General features: G+C 61.1%; 18 protein-coding genes and 1 tRNA gene. 6 read left to right on the top strand and 13 right to left on the bottom strand.

Annotated features, from left to right (window positions below; all coding sequences use genetic code 11):
• Nucleotides 1-137: 137 nt before the first annotated feature.
• Together E4U03_RS08740 and E4U03_RS08735 are read left to right on the top strand one after the other, a co-directional pair.
• Complete coding sequence (locus E4U03_RS08740) at nucleotides 138-761, top strand: carbonic anhydrase (RefSeq protein ID WP_135013160.1); 624 nt, start codon at nucleotides 138-140, stop codon at nucleotides 759-761.
• 108 nt (nucleotides 762-869) lie between these two features.
• Nucleotides 870-2,276, top strand: a complete 1,407-nt coding sequence (locus E4U03_RS08735) for a class II fumarate hydratase (RefSeq protein WP_135013159.1) — start codon at nucleotides 870-872, stop codon at nucleotides 2,274-2,276.
• 97 nt (nucleotides 2,277-2,373) lie between these two features.
• Here E4U03_RS08735 and E4U03_RS08730 read toward each other — a convergent pair whose 3' ends face one another.
• A complete protein-coding gene (locus E4U03_RS08730) occupies nucleotides 2,374-3,570 on the bottom strand; it encodes an acetyl-CoA C-acyltransferase (protein WP_135013158.1) in 1,197 nt (398 codons plus the stop codon).
• A 178-nt stretch (nucleotides 3,571-3,748) separates the two neighbouring features.
• On the opposite strand from E4U03_RS08730, the gene E4U03_RS08725 reads away from it, so the two are divergent.
• Complete coding sequence (locus E4U03_RS08725) at nucleotides 3,749-4,255, top strand: MarR family winged helix-turn-helix transcriptional regulator (protein WP_135013157.1); 507 nt, start codon at nucleotides 3,749-3,751, stop codon at nucleotides 4,253-4,255.
• On the opposite strand, the gene E4U03_RS08720 is transcribed toward E4U03_RS08725, so the two are convergent.
• From E4U03_RS08720 to E4U03_RS08710, 3 genes are all read right to left on the bottom strand, one after another.
• Entirely contained in the window at nucleotides 4,256-4,738 is a 483-nt protein-coding gene (locus E4U03_RS08720) for an NUDIX hydrolase (RefSeq protein ID WP_135013156.1), read from the bottom strand.
• Between the two features lie 63 nt (nucleotides 4,739-4,801).
• On the bottom strand, nucleotides 4,802-5,338 hold the full coding sequence (locus E4U03_RS08715; protein WP_135013155.1) for a prepilin peptidase: 537 nt from the start codon (nucleotides 5,336-5,338) through the stop codon (nucleotides 4,802-4,804).
• A 17-nt stretch (nucleotides 5,339-5,355) separates the two neighbouring features.
• A complete protein-coding gene (locus E4U03_RS08710; protein WP_135013154.1) occupies nucleotides 5,356-6,117 on the bottom strand; it encodes an isoprenyl transferase in 762 nt (253 codons plus the stop codon).
• A gap of 167 nt (nucleotides 6,118-6,284) precedes the next feature.
• Between E4U03_RS08710 and trhA the strand changes: the two genes are divergently transcribed.
• Nucleotides 6,285-7,046, top strand: a complete 762-nt coding sequence (gene trhA / locus E4U03_RS08705) for a PAQR family membrane homeostasis protein TrhA (protein WP_228066050.1) — start codon at nucleotides 6,285-6,287, stop codon at nucleotides 7,044-7,046.
• Between the two features lie 80 nt (nucleotides 7,047-7,126).
• On the opposite strand, the gene E4U03_RS08700 is transcribed toward trhA, so the two are convergent.
• Both E4U03_RS08700 and mca read right to left on the bottom strand, forming a co-directional pair.
• The gene (locus E4U03_RS08700; RefSeq protein ID WP_135013153.1) at nucleotides 7,127-7,465 is read right to left on the bottom strand and encodes a hypothetical protein; all 339 of its coding nucleotides are present in this window, start codon (nucleotides 7,463-7,465) and stop codon (nucleotides 7,127-7,129) included.
• 104 nt (nucleotides 7,466-7,569) lie between these two features.
• Nucleotides 7,570-8,529, bottom strand: a complete 960-nt coding sequence (gene mca / locus E4U03_RS08695; RefSeq protein ID WP_194210399.1) for a mycothiol conjugate amidase Mca — start codon at nucleotides 8,527-8,529, stop codon at nucleotides 7,570-7,572.
• Between the two features lie 151 nt (nucleotides 8,530-8,680).
• On the opposite strand from mca, the gene E4U03_RS08690 reads away from it, so the two are divergent.
• Both E4U03_RS08690 and greA read left to right on the top strand, forming a co-directional pair.
• Nucleotides 8,681-9,091, top strand: a complete 411-nt coding sequence (locus E4U03_RS08690; protein ID WP_194210398.1) for a DUF4307 domain-containing protein — start codon at nucleotides 8,681-8,683, stop codon at nucleotides 9,089-9,091.
• A 155-nt stretch (nucleotides 9,092-9,246) separates the two neighbouring features.
• Nucleotides 9,247-9,747, top strand: a complete 501-nt coding sequence (greA, locus tag E4U03_RS08685) for a transcription elongation factor GreA (protein WP_135013150.1) — start codon at nucleotides 9,247-9,249, stop codon at nucleotides 9,745-9,747.
• Nucleotides 9,748-9,878: 131 nt separating this feature from the next.
• Here greA and ilvA read toward each other — a convergent pair whose 3' ends face one another.
• The 7 genes from ilvA to E4U03_RS08650 form a co-directional block, all read right to left on the bottom strand.
• On the bottom strand, nucleotides 9,879-11,135 hold the full coding sequence (gene ilvA / locus E4U03_RS08680) for a threonine ammonia-lyase (RefSeq protein WP_135013149.1): 1,257 nt from the start codon (nucleotides 11,133-11,135) through the stop codon (nucleotides 9,879-9,881).
• Nucleotides 11,136-11,152: 17 nt separating this feature from the next.
• The gene (locus E4U03_RS08675) at nucleotides 11,153-12,406 is read right to left on the bottom strand and encodes an AI-2E family transporter (protein WP_194210397.1); all 1,254 of its coding nucleotides are present in this window, start codon (nucleotides 12,404-12,406) and stop codon (nucleotides 11,153-11,155) included.
• Between the two features lie 150 nt (nucleotides 12,407-12,556).
• A complete protein-coding gene (locus E4U03_RS08670) occupies nucleotides 12,557-13,459 on the bottom strand; it encodes a Bax inhibitor-1/YccA family protein (protein WP_245207706.1) in 903 nt (300 codons plus the stop codon).
• A 113-nt stretch (nucleotides 13,460-13,572) separates the two neighbouring features.
• Nucleotides 13,573-14,451: an HAD hydrolase family protein gene (locus tag E4U03_RS08665; RefSeq protein ID WP_135013148.1), complete on the bottom strand. Its 879-nt coding sequence runs from the start codon at nucleotides 14,449-14,451 to the stop codon at nucleotides 13,573-13,575.
• A gap of 201 nt (nucleotides 14,452-14,652) precedes the next feature.
• Nucleotides 14,653-14,726, bottom strand: a tRNA-Leu gene (locus E4U03_RS08660).
• A gap of 68 nt (nucleotides 14,727-14,794) precedes the next feature.
• A complete protein-coding gene (locus tag E4U03_RS08655; RefSeq protein WP_135013147.1) occupies nucleotides 14,795-16,180 on the bottom strand; it encodes an NAD(P)/FAD-dependent oxidoreductase in 1,386 nt (461 codons plus the stop codon).
• A 190-nt stretch (nucleotides 16,181-16,370) separates the two neighbouring features.
• The gene (locus tag E4U03_RS08650) at nucleotides 16,371-17,753 is read right to left on the bottom strand and encodes a S8 family peptidase (protein ID WP_135013146.1); all 1,383 of its coding nucleotides are present in this window, start codon (nucleotides 17,751-17,753) and stop codon (nucleotides 16,371-16,373) included.
• Between the last annotated feature and the right edge of the window lie 2 nt (nucleotides 17,754-17,755).

The raw sequence follows: 17,755 nt of genomic DNA, 5'->3' as shown, positions 1-17,755 counted from the left end.
CCTCCCCCACCCCCTCAAGCGGAATCCAGTAAGCCGCCCACCGGCGTCCTTTTTCAAAAATGTAATTCGCCTTACACATGTCTTTAGGTGGGCAGGTTGCTAGGTTAAACCTAAACCGCTGCGAAAGGATGCCCGCCGTGAGCACTATCGAAACCCCCATCCAGGCCTGGGAACGTCTTGTCGAAGGCAACGCCCGCTTTGTGGAGGGCAACCGCTCCCACCCCCATCAGGATGCCGCCCGCCGCGCTGAACTGGTAGCTGGCCAGTACCCCTTCGCCGTAATTTTCGGCTGTGGCGACTCTCGCCTCGCAGCTGAAATCATTTTCGACCTCGGCCTGGGCGACGCCTTTGTGGTGCGCACCGCCGGGCAGGTGTTGGACGACGCCGTCCTCGGCTCCCTGGAATACGCCAGCGGCGAGCTCAAGACCCCGCTCATTATGGTGCTGGGCCACGACTCCTGTGGCGCTATCACCGCCACCCACCAGGCCCTCGTCTCGGGCAACATGCCCGGTGGCTTCATCCGCAACCTGGTCGAAGGCATCCTCCCCTCAGTCATCTCAACCGACCTGCCTGAGGGGGCCTCTATCAACGACATGGTTATTGAACACACCCGCCAGACGGCGGCCCGCATTGCCGAGCAGTCCGGGATTATCCGTGAAGGTATCGAAGACGGCATCCTGGCCGTCATCGGCGTCTTCTACCACCTGGCCGACGGCAAGGCCGACCTGGTTTACTCGTCCTCACCGCTCATTACCGTCTAAAACCGCTATCTTCCCTGGTGGTACGTTCCTCGGGCAGGCAGCCTGCTAGCGCGTCATTTTTAGCTCCCAATGCGACAGCCGTCACGGGGACGTATTAGACTAGCTGGTATGGCAGAAAACACTGAATACCGCATTGAACACGACACCATGGGTGAGGTCCGCGTACCCGTAGATGCCCTCTACCGCGCCCAGACCCAGCGTGCCGTTGAAAACTTCCCCATCTCTGGCCAGACGCTGGAGTCTGCCCACATTCGCGCCCTCGCCCTCATCAAGAAGGCAGCAGCGAGCGCCAATGAGGAGCTGGGTGTTCTTGATGCCACCCGCGCCGCCGCTATCCGCGATGCTGCAGATAAGGTAGCTGCTGGTGACTACGATGAGCACTTCCCCATCGACGTCTTCCAGACCGGCTCTGGTACTTCATCGAACATGAACACCAACGAGGTTCTGGCGACCCTGGCCAACCAGACCCTGGAGGGGCAGGACGTTGAGGTCCACCCCAATGACCATGTGAACGCCTCTCAGTCCTCTAACGATGTCTTCCCCACCTCCGTGCACGTGGCTGCAACCGAGGCTCTGCTCAAGGATTTGGTCCCTGCTCTGGAGTACCTGGCTGAGTCCCTGGAGCGAAAGGCTGTGGAGTTCAAGGACGTCGTCAAGTCCGGCCGCACCCACCTGATGGACGCCACCCCCGTGACCTTGGGCCAGGAGTTCTCGGGCTACGCAGCCCAGGTTCGCTACGGTGTTGAGCGTATCCACGCTTCCCTGCCCCGTGTCGCTGAGGTTCCCCTGGGCGGCACCGCGGTTGGCACCGGCATCAACACCCCCGACGGCTTCTCTGCCCGCGTCATTGAACTGCTGGCTGAAGAAACCGGCCTGCCCCTGACCGAGGCCCGCAACCACTTTGAGGCCCAGGCCAACCGTGACGGCCTGATTGAGACCTCCGGCCAGCTGCGCAATATCGCCCACTCCTTCATGAAAATCAACAACGATATTCGCTGGATGGGTTCAGGCCCCAACACAGGCCTGGGCGAGCTGCATATCCCCGACCTGCAACCCGGCTCATCGATTATGCCCGGCAAGGTCAACCCCATAATCTGTGAAGCAGCCATTATGGTCTGCGCCCAGGTTATTGGCAATGACACCACCATCGCCCTGTCCTCCACCAACGGTGCCTTTGAGCTGAACGTGGGCATCCCCGTGATGGCTGCCAACCTGCTCCAGTCCATCCGCCTGCTGGCCAACACCTCCCGCGTGATGGCTGACAAGATGATTGACGGACTGGAAGCCAACGTGGAGCGTGCCCGCTTCCTGGCAGAGGCCTCCCCCTCAACCGTCACCCCCATGAACAAGCTGATTGGCTACGAGGCAGCGGCCAAGATTGCCAAGTACTCGGTGGCTAACAAGACCACCGTGCGCGAGGCCGTCATTGCCCTGGGTTATGTTGAGCGTGGCGAGGTCACCGAGGCCCAGCTCGATGAGGCCCTGGACGTCACCAAGATGCTGGGTAACTTCTAAACCTACCGAGCTTCGGGCGCTGCGCGGCGCTCGGACGTACAAAGGGTGGGATCCCCATTTAGGGGAGCCCACCCTTATTCTGTTTCATTGCAGAAATTTAGCCTGCGCGAAGAATCAGGGCATCGCCCTGGCCTCCACCACCGCACAGGGCAACAGCCGCGTAGGTAGCATCGGGATCCTGGCTGAGGGCGTGAGCGGCATGAACCACCAGACGGGCGCCGGACGCTCCCACCGGGTGCCCCAGAGCGATAGCACCACCGTGGGGGTTGACTATCCGAAGGTCAAGACCGAGTTCACGGGCAGAGACCGCAGAAACCGCAGCAAAAGCCTCGTTGATTTCCACATGGTCTAGGTCGGCCGCAGTTAGCTCGGCCTTGTCGAGAGCGGCGGCGATAGCGCGGGAGGGCTGATAGTGCAGCACGTTCTCGGGGCCAGCGGTATTAGCCCAAGCGAGGACGGTCGCCAGCGGCTTGATTCCGTTCGCTTCAGCAAATTCGCGGCTTGAGAGCACCAGGGCCGCTGCCCCGTCAGAGAGCGGGGAGGCATTCCCTGCGGTAATCGTGCCGCCCTGCTCAAAAGCGGACGGTAGTTGAGCGAGCACCTCAACCGTGGTTCCCTCGCGCACCCCCTCGTCGGCGCTGACCTCGGTTACCTGCCCCTTGCGTCCTTTCACCTGCACCGGGGCAATTTCGGCCTCAAAAAGCCCGGCGGACGCAGCGGCGTGGGCCCGCTGGTGGGAAGCGGCCGCGATGGCATCCTGCTCCTGGCGGGTCACCTCAAAACGGGCGTTAGACCCCTCGGTCAGCACGCCCATCGACTCCCCGCTCTGGGCATCGATGAGGGCATCACGCTCAACAGCATCGAGCACGCCGGTAGCGCCGAAGACTCGCCCCGAGCGGAAATCCGGCAGTAAGAAAGGGGCACGAGACATGGACTCCTGGCCGCCCGCCACAGCGACCTGGACCTCACCCGATCGGATTAGCCGGGCGGCATCTATCACCGCGCGCAGACCCGAGAGGCAAACGCTATTGACCGTCACCGCCGGGGTAGCTACAGGAATACCGGCAGCACTTGCGGTCTGTTTGGCGGGGTTCTGCCCTGCACCGGCCTGCACCACCTGGCCAAAGATAACAGCTTCAACCTGTTCAAGGGCTAGAGTGCTGGCCTTGAGCGCCTGAGCCAGGGCCCGGGTGCCCAATTCAACGGCGCTCAGCGATGAAAGGGCCCCCATAATCTTGCCCTGGGGGGTGCGGGCAGCACCGATAATGACAACGTCCTTGTTGTGGGTCTGCATGTTTCTTCCTTCTGCAGCAGCGTCGCTGCACCGGCTATCTCATAGATTTTTTTAGAGACTAACCCCCGGCGCCATGTCGGTCAAGACTAGACCGGTGAAAGGCGCTGCTCACACGCTTTAAGCCTGTAATAGGTGGCTTATTTTTCCCTCACAGCCGCCCAATGAGTAGGCTTAAGGAATGGAACCATCACCCCGCAACCACACCTACTGGTCTTTTATTGACCGGGTTGGCGAGAATCTTGCCGACCAGAACGATATACCCGTCAATGTTGACGCAACCCTGCTTGCCATGTCGCTGAACCGCGCATCCGTGGCTATTACCCACGAATTTGAGTCGAAAGTGCACCACCCTGCCGGCAGCTCCTGGGCAGCTTACCGGGTGCTTTTTGCCCTTTGGCGCTCCGGGGCGATCTTGGCTAGCTCCCTGGCCAATATCACCGGCATGACCAGGGCCGCTGTCTCAAACATCAGTAAGCCCCTAGAGACCAAGGGCTTGATTACCAAGGCTAAGGACCCCGAGGACGGGCGTGGCACCCTTGTTGAGCTCACCCCCGCCGGTACCGACTTCGTCAGCTCTATCTTTGCCCAGCAGAACCAGCTTGAAACCGTGTGGGCCGAGAAACTGACCCCCGTTGAGCGCACCATGCTGGTTGAGCTTCTACGCAAACTCTCAGCCGAAGCCTAGCTATCGCGCTTCTAGATCGAATCGGGCGCCATTCTGCCAGTGCAGGGCGGCGTCGATTCTATCGAGCATGCGTTCGCTACAGTAGTCGGCGAGCTTCTCCATCGGCACCCACTGCACCTGGCTCGACTCTTCATCATTCACCCGCGCCTGCCCCGAGACATAGCGGCAGTAGAAGGTATGATCCAGAAACTGGCAGCGATCCCCGTTGCCGAAGGTCATGGGCGGGTCGGCTTTCAGCTGGGCAAAGCCCACCACCTCGATGATGACGCCCGCTTCTTCTTCAGCTTCTCGCAGGCAGGTCAGGGCGGGGTTCTCGCCGGGGTCTACGATGCCGGTCACCGGCGTCCAGGCCCCGGTATCGCTGCGGCGCACCAGCAAAATGTCGCCGTTATCCCGCTGGATCACGGCAGTAGCGCCCGAAAGCCAGAGCATATCGGAGCCAACTTTGGCACGCAGGTCGGTAATAAATTGTGGGGTAGGCATATTTTCCTTTCGTAGGCAGGCACCCGGTGCAGACGCTCCGCGGCAGCAGCAGCGCAAGGCCAGCTAGGTTGCAGGAAAGAGCAGGGCTACAGTGGTGCCAAGGAGCATGAAGGGGCCAAAAGCTATGTGGGTGCGGCCCGTAGCTCGACGAGCCAGTATGAGTATAAGAGAATATAGGCCGCCGGTCAGAAAAATGAGAAGGTTGCCCCAGAGCAGGTTCAGGGGCGAGAAATAGGCGAGCAAAAGACCTAGAACTCCGGCCAGTTTCACGTCCCCCAAGCCTAGCGCCCCGCGAGATGCCAGGCGCATGAGCGCATACAAGCCAAACATCACCGCCGCCCCGTAGGCAGTCTGCCGCGCCTGAGCAAAGGGGCCGGGGGCCACCAGCACGATGGCCCCGAAAAGAGGTAGACCCACCAGAGCATAGAGGGGTAGAACGATACGGTCGGGCAGGCGGTGCTCGCGCACATCAATAACCCATAGCTGGGCCGCTGCCACCAGGTAGCACACCAGCACCCAGGCCAAAAGCAAGGCGGCCAAGGCTGCCTGCCAGCGTCCGCCCAGCCCTTCTGCCGCTAGGCTATATATCTGTTCGAGCATAGCCGCCCCGGCGAGCCTTAGGAGCCGAACCGGCGCTGACGTTGAGCGTAATCGCGCAGGGCCCGCAAGAAATCAACCCGGCGGAAGTCAGGCCACAGCGCCTCGCAGAAATAAAACTCGGAGTAGGCCGACTGCCAGGTCATAAAGCCCGAAAGGCGCTGCTCCCCCGAGGTCCGAATCAGCAGGTCCGGGTCGGGCATACCGCTGGTGTAGAGATGGCGGGAAATATCGTCACTGGTCAGACTCGAAGCGAGCTCTTCGAGGCTCCGGCCGGAAGCTGCCGCCTCACGTAAGAGGCCGCACACGGCGTCCGTAATCTCCTGGCGCCCGCCATACCCAACAGCGATGTTCACCTGCAGGCCGCTGACCGCCGCCGTTTCTTCAACGGCCACCTCAAAGGCAGAGCGCAGACTCGCTGGCAGGGATTCCAGCTGACCCACCGGGCGCACCCGGGCCAGGCCGCTGGCGGTCAGACGCCCCACAAACCCCTCAATCACCTCAACCAGGTCGTTGAGCTCGTCGCTGCTGCGCTTGAGGTTCTCGGTAGACAGCATGTAGAGGGTCACCATCGGAATCTTCAATTCCGTGCACCAGCCCAGGAACTCAATGATACGGGCAGCGCCGGCCTCGTGACCGTGCTTGGTGCTCTCCCCCAGCAAGGCAGCCCAGCGGCGGTTGCCATCGACCAGCACACCGATGTGCTGGGGCAGTTTCTCCGCTGGAATCGCAGAAATCAGGGACCGCTCATACACCGTGTACAGTGGCTGCGGTAGCTTCATGTGCTGCTCCTGGTTATGGGGTGGCAGGTTGTCTTTACCCTGCTCATTCTACCTGCAAGGCGGGCTCGGGCAGGCCCCTGCCCTCCCGTTCACAGGTGGGCGGACGCCGCACCCCGGCTCCCTGCCCGTCATTTCAGCTTCTAGCTACCCCCTAGACCGCGCTTATTTTGACCTGCCATACTAAATATATAGCTTCACCTGTTCACCGTTCCCAGACCTCCGGCTCATCAGCCGCACCCCACCAGGGCGTGCTTGACCGACTGACCGACGTGCAACGCGAAATTATCGATTTCTACCGCGAGAACGGCAAACCCCTACTCCGCGGCTGGATTCATGCAGGCTTTGCACCCGTAGCCTTTATCGCCGGCATCGTGCTCATCGCTCTTTCCGGCGGCGGAATCGTCGGTGTCGGTTGCGCCATTTTTGCTCTCACCGGCGTCCTGCTCTTTGGTATCTCCGGTATCTACCACCGCGGCTTCTGGTCAGCCAGGGCCCGTATGCTCCTCAAGCGGCTCGACCACGCCAATATCACCCTGCTCATCGCAGGCACCTATACCCCGGTAGCCCTAACCCTTCTTGAGGGCACCCAGCAGGCTATCTTGCTCTGGAGCATCTGGGGCTGCGCCCTCTCCGTCACCCTCTTTAGGGTCTTCTGGACCGGAGCCCCCCGCTGGCTCTACACCCCCATCTACGTTGTCATGGGCCTGATGGCGGTCTTCTACCTGGGCGACTTCTGGCAGGTCTCCCCCGTCGCCACCATACTCATCGCCACCGGCGGAGCCAGCTACATCATCGGCGCTATCTTCTACGGCACCAAACGCCCCACCATGGCCCCGCAGATCTTCGGCTTCCACGAGCTCTTCCACGTCTTTACCGTGCTCGGCTTTATCCAGCACTACATCGCCGTGATGTTCTGCATCTTCCTCTAGACCGAGCCAACGGCCCCTATACCTCAAGGACGCCGCACCCGGCCGGGTGCGACGTCCTTGTTTCCTCTTCCCTCAAGAACCTAGTGGGGGCGGTGCAGGTGGTCCTGAGCTACCACGGCCTCATCGCGCACGGTGGCGTGCACGGGCTCCTCGGTTTTTCCCTGGGCCGCAGCCTCAGCAGCCGCCCGCTCCTCAGCCTCACGTGCAATAGCGTATTCGCTACGGTAGCGCAGACGGCGAGCGCGACGGGTCAAATCGAGTCCCAGCAGCACGATAGCCACGGCCAGGCAGAAGGTGACAATGAAGCCCACGATGCCGGGTGAGCCGCGGAAGGACCCGTCGGGGTTGACCGTGGTAATGACGGTGGGGGTCGCTTCGGCTGCAAGGATCGTAAGTGATGGAGGGATCAGGGCTGACACGGTCACGGCTTCCTCTGGTCTTGGGTGCAGGGCTTTGTCTGGGCATTGGCCTAGCTGGGCATGTAGTCCCCATTGTACGCGGTGGGGCTGGGCCTTTCCTGTCTTTAGGAGTGGTAGTCGATGCCGGTGGAGAAGCAGGTTTCGGGCAGTTCGCTCTCAACCCGGCTTTGGGCCAGTACATAGTCTTCGAAGGGCCAGATTTTACGCTGGACCTCGGGGGAAACGGCGAAGAAAAGGGAGTCGGGAGCTACCTGAGATTGGTGGGCAAGCAGGGCCGCGTCGCGCTTTTCGAAGTAGTCGGCTGATGAGATGCGGGTGGTGGTCTGGTGGCGGGAGACCGGCGGACGGTGCCCCCCGATATCTTCTTCCATCGACATAGCGACCCACTGGGCGAAGGGTGATTCGAGGCCGGCGCTTTCGAGGTAGTTGTGGAAAGCCATGACTCGGTCAAAGTTGAAGGCGCGGTCGTAGTAGATTTTTGAGACCTGCCAGGGCTCGCCGGTGCCGGGGTAGGCATCCGCGTCCCCCGCCCTCTCAAAGGCCTCTACGGAGACCCGGTGGGTCATAATGTGGTCGGGGTGGGGGTAGCCGCCGATTTCGTCGTAGGTGAGGATGACGTGGGGCTTGAAGTCACGCACCAGGCGCACGAGCGGGGCGGACGCCTGCTCAAGCGGCAGGCTGGCGAAGGAACCGTAGGGCAGCGGGGGCAGCGGGTCGCCCTCGGGCAGGCCCGAATCGACGAAACCAATCCAGCGATGCTCAATACCGAGAACCTCAGCTGCCTGCTTCATTTCGGCGCGGCGGACGCCTGCCAGGTCACGGTGGGCGGCGGGGTTGTTGTTGACTGCCTCGTTGAGGATATCGCCGCGCTCGCCACCGGTCATTGATGCCACCATGACACGGGCCCCGCGGGCTACGTAGGCTGCCATGGTTGAGGCGCCCTTAGACGACTCATCATCGGGGTGGGCGTGGACCGCCAGAATACGCAGGCCGGTGTAGTCGTCCTTTAGCGGCGCTAGCAGGGAAGGGTCAAAGCCGGGTGCGGGTGATTCAGTGTTGCTCATGCAAAACTCCATTAGTGCGAAGGTAGCTCGAGTAATGTTTGGGGTATCGTAAATGAGGAAGGAACCCGCATTCAAAGACACTGGTCAATTCTACCTGGCGTGGTGGGGCTCCTCATTTTCTCTATTACCCCGTATGAAAGGTGTGGGCTTGATGACCGCCCCTGACCTATCTGCCCGTTACGGCACCGCCCGCCAGCGTCGAGCCCTGCCCCAGTGGTTCTGGTATGCGCTGGCCCTGGTAACGGTACTTGTGGGGGGCGCCTTTGTATTCTGGGTGCAGGCTGACTCCAGCGACGAACCCACCGGCCGCGACGTTGGCTTTACTCTCACCAACGCCGACGAAGTCTCAGTAACCTTCGAGGTCAGCAAACGGGCCGAAGATACCGCAGTCTGCGCGGTCAAGGCCCTCAACACCTCGGGTGCCCCCGTCGGCTGGAAAGAAGTCGCGATTGGCCCCTACGCCGATGAAAACGGCAACGGCATTTCGGTACAGACCGTGCAGTTCAGGGTACTGGGCGAAGCAACCACAGCAACCGTCGATAGCTGCTGGAAGGTTGACTAGCTCCCTTTCTCTCTAGGGGTAAAGTTAGGGAGCTTACCCCGCCTATGGGTAGACTAGGCTCACGACTGACCTTTTACACGGGGCGTTCCGCTCCGTCCGCACCCACGGTCCCCAGCCGCACCGGCTGCGGGGCCTTGCTTACAAGGAGTAAACACATGGCAGAAAACGAAGGCGCATGGCTCACTCAGGAGGCCTACGACAAGCTCAAGGCTGAGCTTGAGCACCTCTCAGGCCCCTACCGCCAGGAAATCATCGACCGTATCTCAGCAGCCCGTGACGAAGGCGACCTGAAGGAAAACGGCGGCTACCACGCAGCCCGCGAAGAGCAGGGCAAGAATGAGGGCCGTATCAAGCAGCTGCAGCACCTGCTCGAAACCGCCCAGGTCTCAGACAAGCCCGCAGCCGATGACGGCGTGGTTGAGCCCGGCATGGTCGTTGAAGCGAACATCGCGGGCAAGACCATGACCTTCCTGCTCGGCTCCCGCGAAGTAGCCGACACCCTGGTCGGCGGCTCAGACCTACAGGTCTTTTCCGAGAAGTCCCCCATGGGCGCCGCTATCAACGGCCACAAGGTAGGCGACGAGCTCTCCTACGAAGCCCCCAACGGCAAGCAGATCCCTGTCAAGATTGTCTCAGCTAAGCCCTTCCAGGGCTAAAACCTGCCGCAGGCAGATATACCGAAGCTCGGGCGTCCTTTCCCTTCTGTAGGGGCGGACGCCCGGGCTTCAGTTTGCTTTCACACAGTAGTTAGTAGTGTGGCAGGCATGCCTGCCACACACTGCTGTGTTTAGTAGACCACGATCGGCTTGTAGCCCTCAGCTTCTAGAGCCGCGATGACTTCCTGGCAGTGCTCAACACCCTTGGTTTCCATGTCGATGGTGATGGAGACGTCTCCCATGGAGAGGGCGCCGCCCAGGCGGGTGTGGTCCACGCCGGTGACGTTGGCGTCGTGCTCCGAGATGATGCGGGAGATGGTGGTGAGCTCGCCGGGGCGGTCGTTGAGCATGAGCTTGATGGTCATGTAGCGGCCCGCAGCCGACAGGCCTCGCTGAATCACCTTGAGCATGAGCATAGGGTCGATGTTGCCACCCGAGAGCAGGCAGACCGTGGTACCCAGGTCGCCGTACTTTTCTTTGAGTGAGCCGCTCATCAGCGCCGCTACAGAGACCGAGCCAGCCGGTTCAACGACCAGCTTGTTGCGTTCCATCAGGAAGATGAGGGCGCGGGCAATTTCGTCTTCAGAGACGGTGTGTACGTCGTCCACGAGGTTCTTGATGATGGTGAAGGGGAGCTGGCCGGGGCGGCCCACCGCAATACCGTCGGCGATGGTGGAGACCTTTTTCAGGGGCACCAGGGCGTCTGCCGCAAGAGAGGGCGGGTAGGCTGCCGCGTGCTCGGCCTGGAGGCCGATGATGCGAATCTTTTTACCCAGCTTTTCTTCCAGCGAGCGCACCGCGATGGAGAGCCCGGCCAGCAGGCCGCCGCCGCCGACGCCCACCAAGATGGTATCGACGTCCGGAACCTGTTCCAGGATTTCTAGGCCCAGGGTGCCCTGGCCGGCAATGATGTCTTCGTTATCGAAGGGGTGCACAAAGACAGCGCCGGTTTCTTCGGCGTAGCGCTTGGCTTCTGCCAGGGCTTCGTCCACGTTCACCCCGTGCAGCACGACCTCAGCCCCGTGGCTGCGGGTCGCTGCAATCTTGGGCAGGGCCGCACCATGGGGCATATAGATGCGGGCGGCGATGCCCAGGCGGGAGGCTGCCAGCGCCACACCCTGGGCGTGGTTGCCTGCCGATGCTGCCACCACGCCCACAGCCTTTTCAGCCTCGGTGAGCTTAGCCATGCGCACGTAGGCGCCGCGTACCTTGAAGGAGCCAGAGCGCTGCAGGTTCTCACATTTGAGAAAAACCTCGGAGCCAATCTGCTCGCTCAGGGCGCGGGAGTGGGCCACGGGGGTGCGCTCAATGACGCCGTCGAGCAGGTGGGCTGCGTCTTCAATCTGACCTAGGCTCACGGGGAGCTCTACCGGGGCGGGTGCTTGCATCGTTACCTCGTCTTGTCTTATTTCTGGGCGCCGTTGTTGATGGCTTCGAGGGCGTCTTCGTCGGCCTTTTCGGCTTCCTTGATGCGCTCTAGGCGTTCCTTGACCTTCTCAGCGATAGCTTTTTTCTCACGTCGGCGTTGTTCGTGCGGGTAGAGGAACTCTTCCTCACGGATATCGGGGTCGTGTTCCCACTCACGGCCGGCGAGGTACCTGATGACGGTGTTGACTACTGCCAGGACGGGCACGGCGAAGAGGGCGCCCACAATGCCGTAAAGCATGGAGCCAGCAACCACCACGATGACAACGGCCAGGGGGTGCAGAGCTACGGCCTTACCCATGACCAGGGGCTGCAGGATGTTGGATTCAATCTGCTGCACCACCAGCACCATAGCCAGCATGATCAGTGCGTTAACCAGGCCGTTGGCGACCAGGGCCAGCAGGACGGCGATGGCGCCCGTCAGCAGTGCGCCCACCACGGGGATGAAGGAGCCCAGGAAGACCAGGACGCCCAGGGGCAGGGCCAGGGGGACGCCCAGGAAGAAGGCAGAAAGACCGATACCTACGGCATCGACCGCTGCCACAAAGACCTGCACGCGCACGTAGGAGACCAGGGACTTCCAGCCACGACGGCCAGCACCGTTTACAGCACGGCGGGCGTTACGGGGGAAGAGCTTGACGATAAAGAGCCAAATCTTCTCACCCTCCATGAGGAAGAAGATCAGGGTAAAGAGCACAATCACCATACCGGTACCGATATCGGCGGCAGTAGAACCTACGCTGGCTACGCCGTTCAAGATACTCGATGAGTTGTCCTGCAAGGTGGTGACCAGCTGGCTGATGTACTGGTCAATCTTGTCTGCCCCCAAGTCGATGGGCAGGTTGTTGAGCATGGCAACGATTTGGTTCCAGCCCTCAACCACCTGGTCTGAGAGGGAGGAGAAGCCCGCGGTGAGCTGCTGGCCAACTAGGGCGAGCAGACCGACGACAGCCGCAATCAGGCCCAGCTCAGTGATAGCGGTGGCAATACCGGCGTGGATACGGTTGCGGCGGAGGAAGTAGACAACCGGCGACATCAGGCCAGCAAGCAGGGCCGCAATCATAATCGAAATGACGATCAGGGAGATCTTAGCCAGCATCCAGTAGAGGGCTGCGGCCGCGATGCCCACAATCATCAGATGCCAGGACCAGGCCGCTGCGATCTGCAGGGCAAAGGACACCTGGCGGTCAGATGCGGTCTGCCGGTCAGGGGGTTCAGGAATAGTGACACTCATACTTTCTATCTTCCCACGTTTCCTTACTATCTGCCCCGCGGCAGCTCGTATCCCGGGCACAAGCGTGACGAAACTCACCCGGGGCAGAAGCACAGCTGCTTCTGCCCCGGGCGAGGTTTCTATCTCTAGCGCTCTAGGAAGAGTCTAGGTTTAGTCGTCGGCCATAGCGCGAACGTAGTAGAGAACACGCAGAATCTCGATGTAGAGCCAGACCAGTGACACGATCAGGCCGAAGGCGATGCGCCATGATTCACGCTCGGGCATGCCCATCTTGATAGCTTCAGAGGCGTGGGTGAAATCAAGCAGCAGGGAGTAGGTAGCCAGAAGGACGGCGAAGAGACCGATAATCAGGCCCAGAGGGATACCCATGACCTCAACACCGCGAGCGTTGAAGTCGAAGAAGAGGGAAGCTACGAGGTTGATCAGGCAGAAAACAGCGTAGGAGATCGTCGCAATCATAAAGAAGCGGGTCATTTTAGGGGTTGCCCGCACCTTTCCGGAGCTGTAAAGCGCCAAAATAGTGGCGAACACAATGACGGTTGCCATAACCGCCTGAAGCACGATACCGGGGTAGGACGCCTCAAACATGCGGGAGATACCGCCGACCAGCAGGCCTTCCATGACCGAGTAGGTCATGACCAGGGCAGGTGAGACCTTCTTCTTCAGGGCGTTGACGAAGCCCAGCACCAGACCGCCGATGAAACCAACAAACATAAGGATGGGCATATACCAGGCGAGTACAGCACCCACCACAACCAGACCCAGGTTGAGGCCGGTCTTCATGATGATGTCGTTGATGGTGATGCGGTTGGTATCAATGGGGCCGGCGGTACCGGCGTTGTACATGTCGTTGAGCTGGCCAGCTGATACCTGCTGGTTCTCGTACCCGTAGGGGGCCTGCTGGGTGTAGCTACCCTGCTGGTAGGTTCCGTAGGGGTTCTGGGCCTGCTGCCCGTAGGGGTTGGCGGTGGTTGTGCCGCCAGCGCCGAACTGCCCGAAGCGGGGGTCGCCAGCGGGCTTAGTCATGTTGTTGATCAGGGGGTTACCTGCCACGGCTGTTGTCTCCTAGTGGTAATAAGTAGTCGTGGTAAAAGTCTTGTACTCTACCCTACCGAATCTTGCCCGGCTTTTCTTCCCGTTTTTCTCAGGGCGTGAGCGGCTGCGGATTAGGCGGTGAGTTCAGCTTCGAGGAAGTCGAGGACGGCCCCGTCGTTGTTCGAGCCAATGGTTAAGTCTGTGACCGGGGCGAGGGCCGGGTCGGAGTGCTCCATGGCGATAGCGCGCCCGGCGTAGTGGAACATTTCAAGGTCGTTGCCCGAATCGCCAAAGGCCGTGGTCTGTTCGGCGCTCAGCCCCAGGCGCTTAGCCAGCCAGGCCAGGCCGTGGCCCTTGTGGTTGCCCTCCAGAATCAGGTCGATAGCCCCGAAACCGCTGGAGGTCGCTGCAATTCCCTCAGGTAGAGCATCGTGTAGCTTTTCGATGGTCTCGTAGATTCCCTCATCGGGGTCGGCGTTGAGGGCAATCTTGACGATAGTTTCGGTGATGGTGGTGGGGTCTTCGATGGTCTCTACATTGGGGTAGAAAGGACGAATCGCGGTGATGGGGGTTTTCGGGTCCCAGCCAGGCAGATCAATACCTACCTTGGTGACCTGCTCGTGTACTCGTCCGGCGATGGTCGCTAGCCGGTCGCTGGGAATAAAAGAGTGGTGACGGCAGGAAAGAATAATACCCAGCGCGGGGAAGTTCTCGAGAGCCGTCAGAGCCTGGTTTACCAGGTCAGGGCTAAAACCCCACAGGGCCAAGTCGGTGCCCTGGTTATGAATAATGGCACCGTTCTCTGCGATGTAGTACAGATTCTTGTGGTGTTCATGCCCGGCCAGGTATTCCTCGATTTTTGGCATCTGGTTGCCGGTTGCTACCGCCAGGTAGGAGCCCTGTTCAGCTAGCAGGGTCAGGACGCGGTCCAGCTGCTCGTGCTTGTAGGTTTTGTGGTCGGTGAGCAGGGTTCCATCGAGGTCAACAGCGTAGAGATGAGGTTTCTTCATAGCTTCTACTCTATCGAAAACCCTAGAAGCCGCAGCTACTACTGCCGCAGCGTCCTTTTCCCGAACCTAGAACTTCACCCTACTCGTTCTCTCTTGACCCTATAGATTATCTCGGGGTCAAGAGAAAAAGTATGGGGTGGTATAACTGGCTAAAAAAGAGAGTACGCCTGCGCTTTGCGCTTGACGTACTCTCCATTTTTGTAGCCCCACCGGGACTCGAACCCGGAACACAAAGATTTTAAGTCTTCTGCCTCTGCCAATTGGGCTATAGGGCCTTAAGCGGGCGCCCGCCGAATCTTACCCGGCGAGCGCTTTCGCTTATACCTTTATACCAGAAAAGTTCCTAGAGCTTTGCCTTGGTCTTTTCGGGTGCGGTGCCAGTAGCCTGCTGGAAGGCGCGGCGGGGTGAACGCTGGTGACGGATCGATGAGGTGTCGCGGCCGAAGATTTGGTTGAGTGCCCAGGTGGCCATGACGCGTGCGGTGCGTTCGGTGGTGGGGATAGCGGTGCCGTGGTAGCCGCGGTGCATGAGCCATGCGATGGGGCCGCCGATGGTCTTGCCCTTGAAGTTAGCTACGCCCTTCCACAGGCCCAGGCCGGCAACGACGCCGATGGTCTCATGGTAGTAGTCGGTCAGTGCTTCGCCGCGGCGCTTGGCCAGCAGGTTTTCTGCCAGCTTGAGGGCCTGGCGGGAGGCGTGCTGGGCGTTGGGGACGCAGAAGCCGCCGACGCCGCCACCGGAGAGGTCGGGTACAGCTGCGTTGTCGCCTGCTGCCCAGGCGTCCTCGATGATGCCCTCATCGCCTGCAACACGCAGGTCGGCCTGTACGCGAACGCGGCCGCGCTCGTCGATGGGGAAGTCGGTGTCCTTGAGCATGGGGGACGCTGCAACGCCGGCGGTCCAGATCAGGGTGTCGGTGTCTAGTTCACCGGCGGGTGACTTGTCGCCCATGTTGATGAGCTGCAGGTGGCCGTCGGTGGCGTCGGAGAGTGAGGTGTTGAGCAGGACCTCGATGCCGCGGGCGCGCAGTTCAGCGACAACCTTTTCGGCGCGGTCTGCGGGGACCTCAGGCATGATGCGGGGGGCCGCTTCGACCATGACGAAGCGCAGGTCTGAGATGCGCAGGCGGTCGTTGCGGTTGATGGCTTCACGGGCCATGTCTTCAAGTTCGGAGATGGTTTCGACGCCTGCGAAACCGCCGCCGACGATGACGAAGGTGAGGGCACGGCGGCGCTCGTCCTCGTCGGTGGTGAGGGAGGCGATTTCGATGCGCTCGAGTACCCAGTTGCGGACGGAGACTGCTTCTTCAACGGTCTTCATACCGATGGCAACCTCGGCCAGGCCGGGGATGGGGAAGGCACGGGTGACGGCGCCTGCGCCCAGGACGATTTCGTCGTAGGTCAGTTCGAAGGTTTCACCGGCGTTGATGGGTTCGATGGTTGCGGTCTTGGTAGCGTGGTTGATTGCCACGACGCGGCCGCCGATGATTTCTGAGTCGCGCAGGTGCTGGCGCAGGGGTACGGTGGCGTTGCGGCCTTCCATGGAGCCTGCAGCTACTTCGGGGAGGAAGGGCTGGTAGGTCATGTAGGGGTTGGGGTCGACAACGGTGACGACGCCGCCGGACTCCTTGATGACCTTCTGGATCTTCTTTGCGACGGTGAAGCCGACGTAGCCGCCGCCGACGATGAGGACGCGGGGGCGGTCCTGTGCAATCTTGTTGAATGCCATGCGAGTTAACTTCCTGTTGGTGTAGTGCCGGTGTTCCGGCAAAAAGTCTCCATGCTTATATTGCCACTTTTGCGGGGTTTAATCATAGTTTTGGGCGGTGTATTTGCTGTGAGCGTTTCTCGCCCTGCCGGTGTCTAGCCCTTCAGAGCAGGGTGAAGATTTGATGAGGGCTAGATGAGGTGGGTGCGGGCTAGCGGCGACGGCTACGTTTGATGATGTTGGTGAGCTGGTGGATGGAGCCGAAGGTGATGATGCCGACCCAGAGGGCGAAGGCGGTGAGCACGATGAAGGGCAGGATACCGGAGTCTTCAACGGTGCGGACGGGCGTGGGGGCGGCTGCTTCTGTGATGGTTTCGCCGGCCTGGTGCACGGGGGTTTCGCTGGAACTGGGTGTGGCTGAGGCGGTGTTTTTGCGGTGGACGCTGATCCAGTCGCTCATGGAGCCGAGCGGGTTGGTGTCGGTGTCGTCCGGGGTGGAGCTGGCCAGGGCGGCTTTGGGATTGATGATGCCGTAGCCGTAGAGGGCATCGCGCCCGTCCGCTCCGGCGTCATCGCTGGATGCGATGATGCGCTGAATCACCTGGTTGCCGGTCAGGTCGGGGTATTTTTCCATGATGAGGGCGGCAAGGCCGGCAACGATGGGGGCGGCTGCTGAGGTGCCTGACCAGGTGGCGTACTTGTTGTTGGGGATAGCGCCAATCATGGACTCGCTGGAGGCTGAGACAGCGATAGAGATACCCTGCGAGGATGAGGACCAGGAGTCCTGCTTGTTCTTATCGACGCCGCCAACGGTGAGCACCCCGGGCATGGTGGCGGGGGCGCCCACCTGGGTGAGACCAGCACCGCGGTTGCCGGCAGAGGCGATGATAATGACGCCCTTTTCTTCGGCGTAGGCAAAGGCAGAGTCCCAGGATTCGGGCCAGCTGGTTTTATCGGAGCCCACAGACAGGTTGATGATATCGGCCCCATTATCGACGGCGTAGCGCACGGCGTCCGGAATCTGCTCGTCGACCGAGCGGGTGGTGGCGCTGGTGGTACCGAGCTCTAGGGAAATAGGCAAAATGGTGGCATCGGGTGCTACGCCGATCATGCCGGCGGACTCCCCGGGTTCGCCGAAGTTTGCGGGGGTTGTGCCGTCATCGTGGCCGTGGCCTGCGATGACAGAGGCAACTAAGGTGCCGTGTTCGGGTTCAACACCCAGGCCCTTCCAGCCCTTATTCTTGGTGGTTCCGGTCGAGGCGTCGTAGCCGCTCACCACGTTACCGGTGAGGTCCTGGTGGGTGCCGTCTACGCCGGTGTCGATGACGGCGACGGTAACGCCCTTGCCGGTGGTTTCACTCCACAGGTCGGTAAAGCCGTACTGGGTGAGCCAATACTCGCGGGCACGGATAGAGTCGCCCCTGGGGGCAGCGATGGTGGGTACCGAGGCCAGGGAGCTAGGGCTGGCGCTGGCACTAGCCGAGGGGCCCGCCGTGGTGGCTCGGGCAGGGAGGGCACCGAGCACCAGGGCAGTAGCTAGAGCCAGGCCGCTTGCGAGCAGGGCGGTGCCGGTGGGGAGTCGCCGAAAGGCCATGG

Source organism: Rothia nasimurium (assembly GCF_004569295.1).
Classification (GTDB): domain Bacteria; phylum Actinomycetota; class Actinomycetes; order Actinomycetales; family Micrococcaceae; genus Rothia; species Rothia nasimurium_B.
Note: the sequence above shows the minus strand (reverse complement) of the source record. Positions and strands in the feature narration are given on the sequence as shown.

Excerpts from the sequence above, each read along its gene's own strand:
- greA (WP_135013150.1), top strand. The coding sequence starts at position 9,247 with ATGGCAGAAAACGAAGGCGCATGGCTCACTCAGGAGGCCTACGACAAG.
- E4U03_RS08690 (WP_194210398.1), top strand. The coding sequence starts at position 8,681 with ATGACCGCCCCTGACCTATCTGCCCGTTACGGCACCGCCCGCCAGCGT.
- ilvA (WP_135013149.1), bottom strand. The coding sequence starts at position 11,135 with ATGCAAGCACCCGCCCCGGTAGAGCTCCCCGTGAGCCTAGGTCAGATT.
- E4U03_RS08735 (WP_135013159.1), top strand. The coding sequence starts at position 870 with ATGGCAGAAAACACTGAATACCGCATTGAACACGACACCATGGGTGAG.
- E4U03_RS08655 (WP_135013147.1), bottom strand. The coding sequence starts at position 16,180 with ATGGCATTCAACAAGATTGCACAGGACCGCCCCCGCGTCCTCATCGTC.
- E4U03_RS08650 (WP_135013146.1), bottom strand. The coding sequence starts at position 17,753 with ATGGCCTTTCGGCGACTCCCCACCGGCACCGCCCTGCTCGCAAGCGGC.
- E4U03_RS08730 (WP_135013158.1), bottom strand. The coding sequence starts at position 3,570 with ATGCAGACCCACAACAAGGACGTTGTCATTATCGGTGCTGCCCGCACC.
- E4U03_RS08720 (WP_135013156.1), bottom strand. The coding sequence starts at position 4,738 with ATGCCTACCCCACAATTTATTACCGACCTGCGTGCCAAAGTTGGCTCC.
- E4U03_RS08675 (WP_194210397.1), bottom strand. The coding sequence starts at position 12,406 with ATGAGTGTCACTATTCCTGAACCCCCTGACCGGCAGACCGCATCTGAC.
- E4U03_RS08710 (WP_135013154.1), bottom strand. The coding sequence starts at position 6,117 with ATGAAGCTACCGCAGCCACTGTACACGGTGTATGAGCGGTCCCTGATT.
- E4U03_RS08715 (WP_135013155.1), bottom strand. The coding sequence starts at position 5,338 with ATGCTCGAACAGATATATAGCCTAGCGGCAGAAGGGCTGGGCGGACGC.
- mca (WP_194210399.1), bottom strand. The coding sequence starts at position 8,529 with ATGAGCAACACTGAATCACCCGCACCCGGCTTTGACCCTTCCCTGCTA.
- E4U03_RS08725 (WP_135013157.1), top strand. The coding sequence starts at position 3,749 with ATGGAACCATCACCCCGCAACCACACCTACTGGTCTTTTATTGACCGG.
- E4U03_RS08665 (WP_135013148.1), bottom strand. The coding sequence starts at position 14,451 with ATGAAGAAACCTCATCTCTACGCTGTTGACCTCGATGGAACCCTGCTC.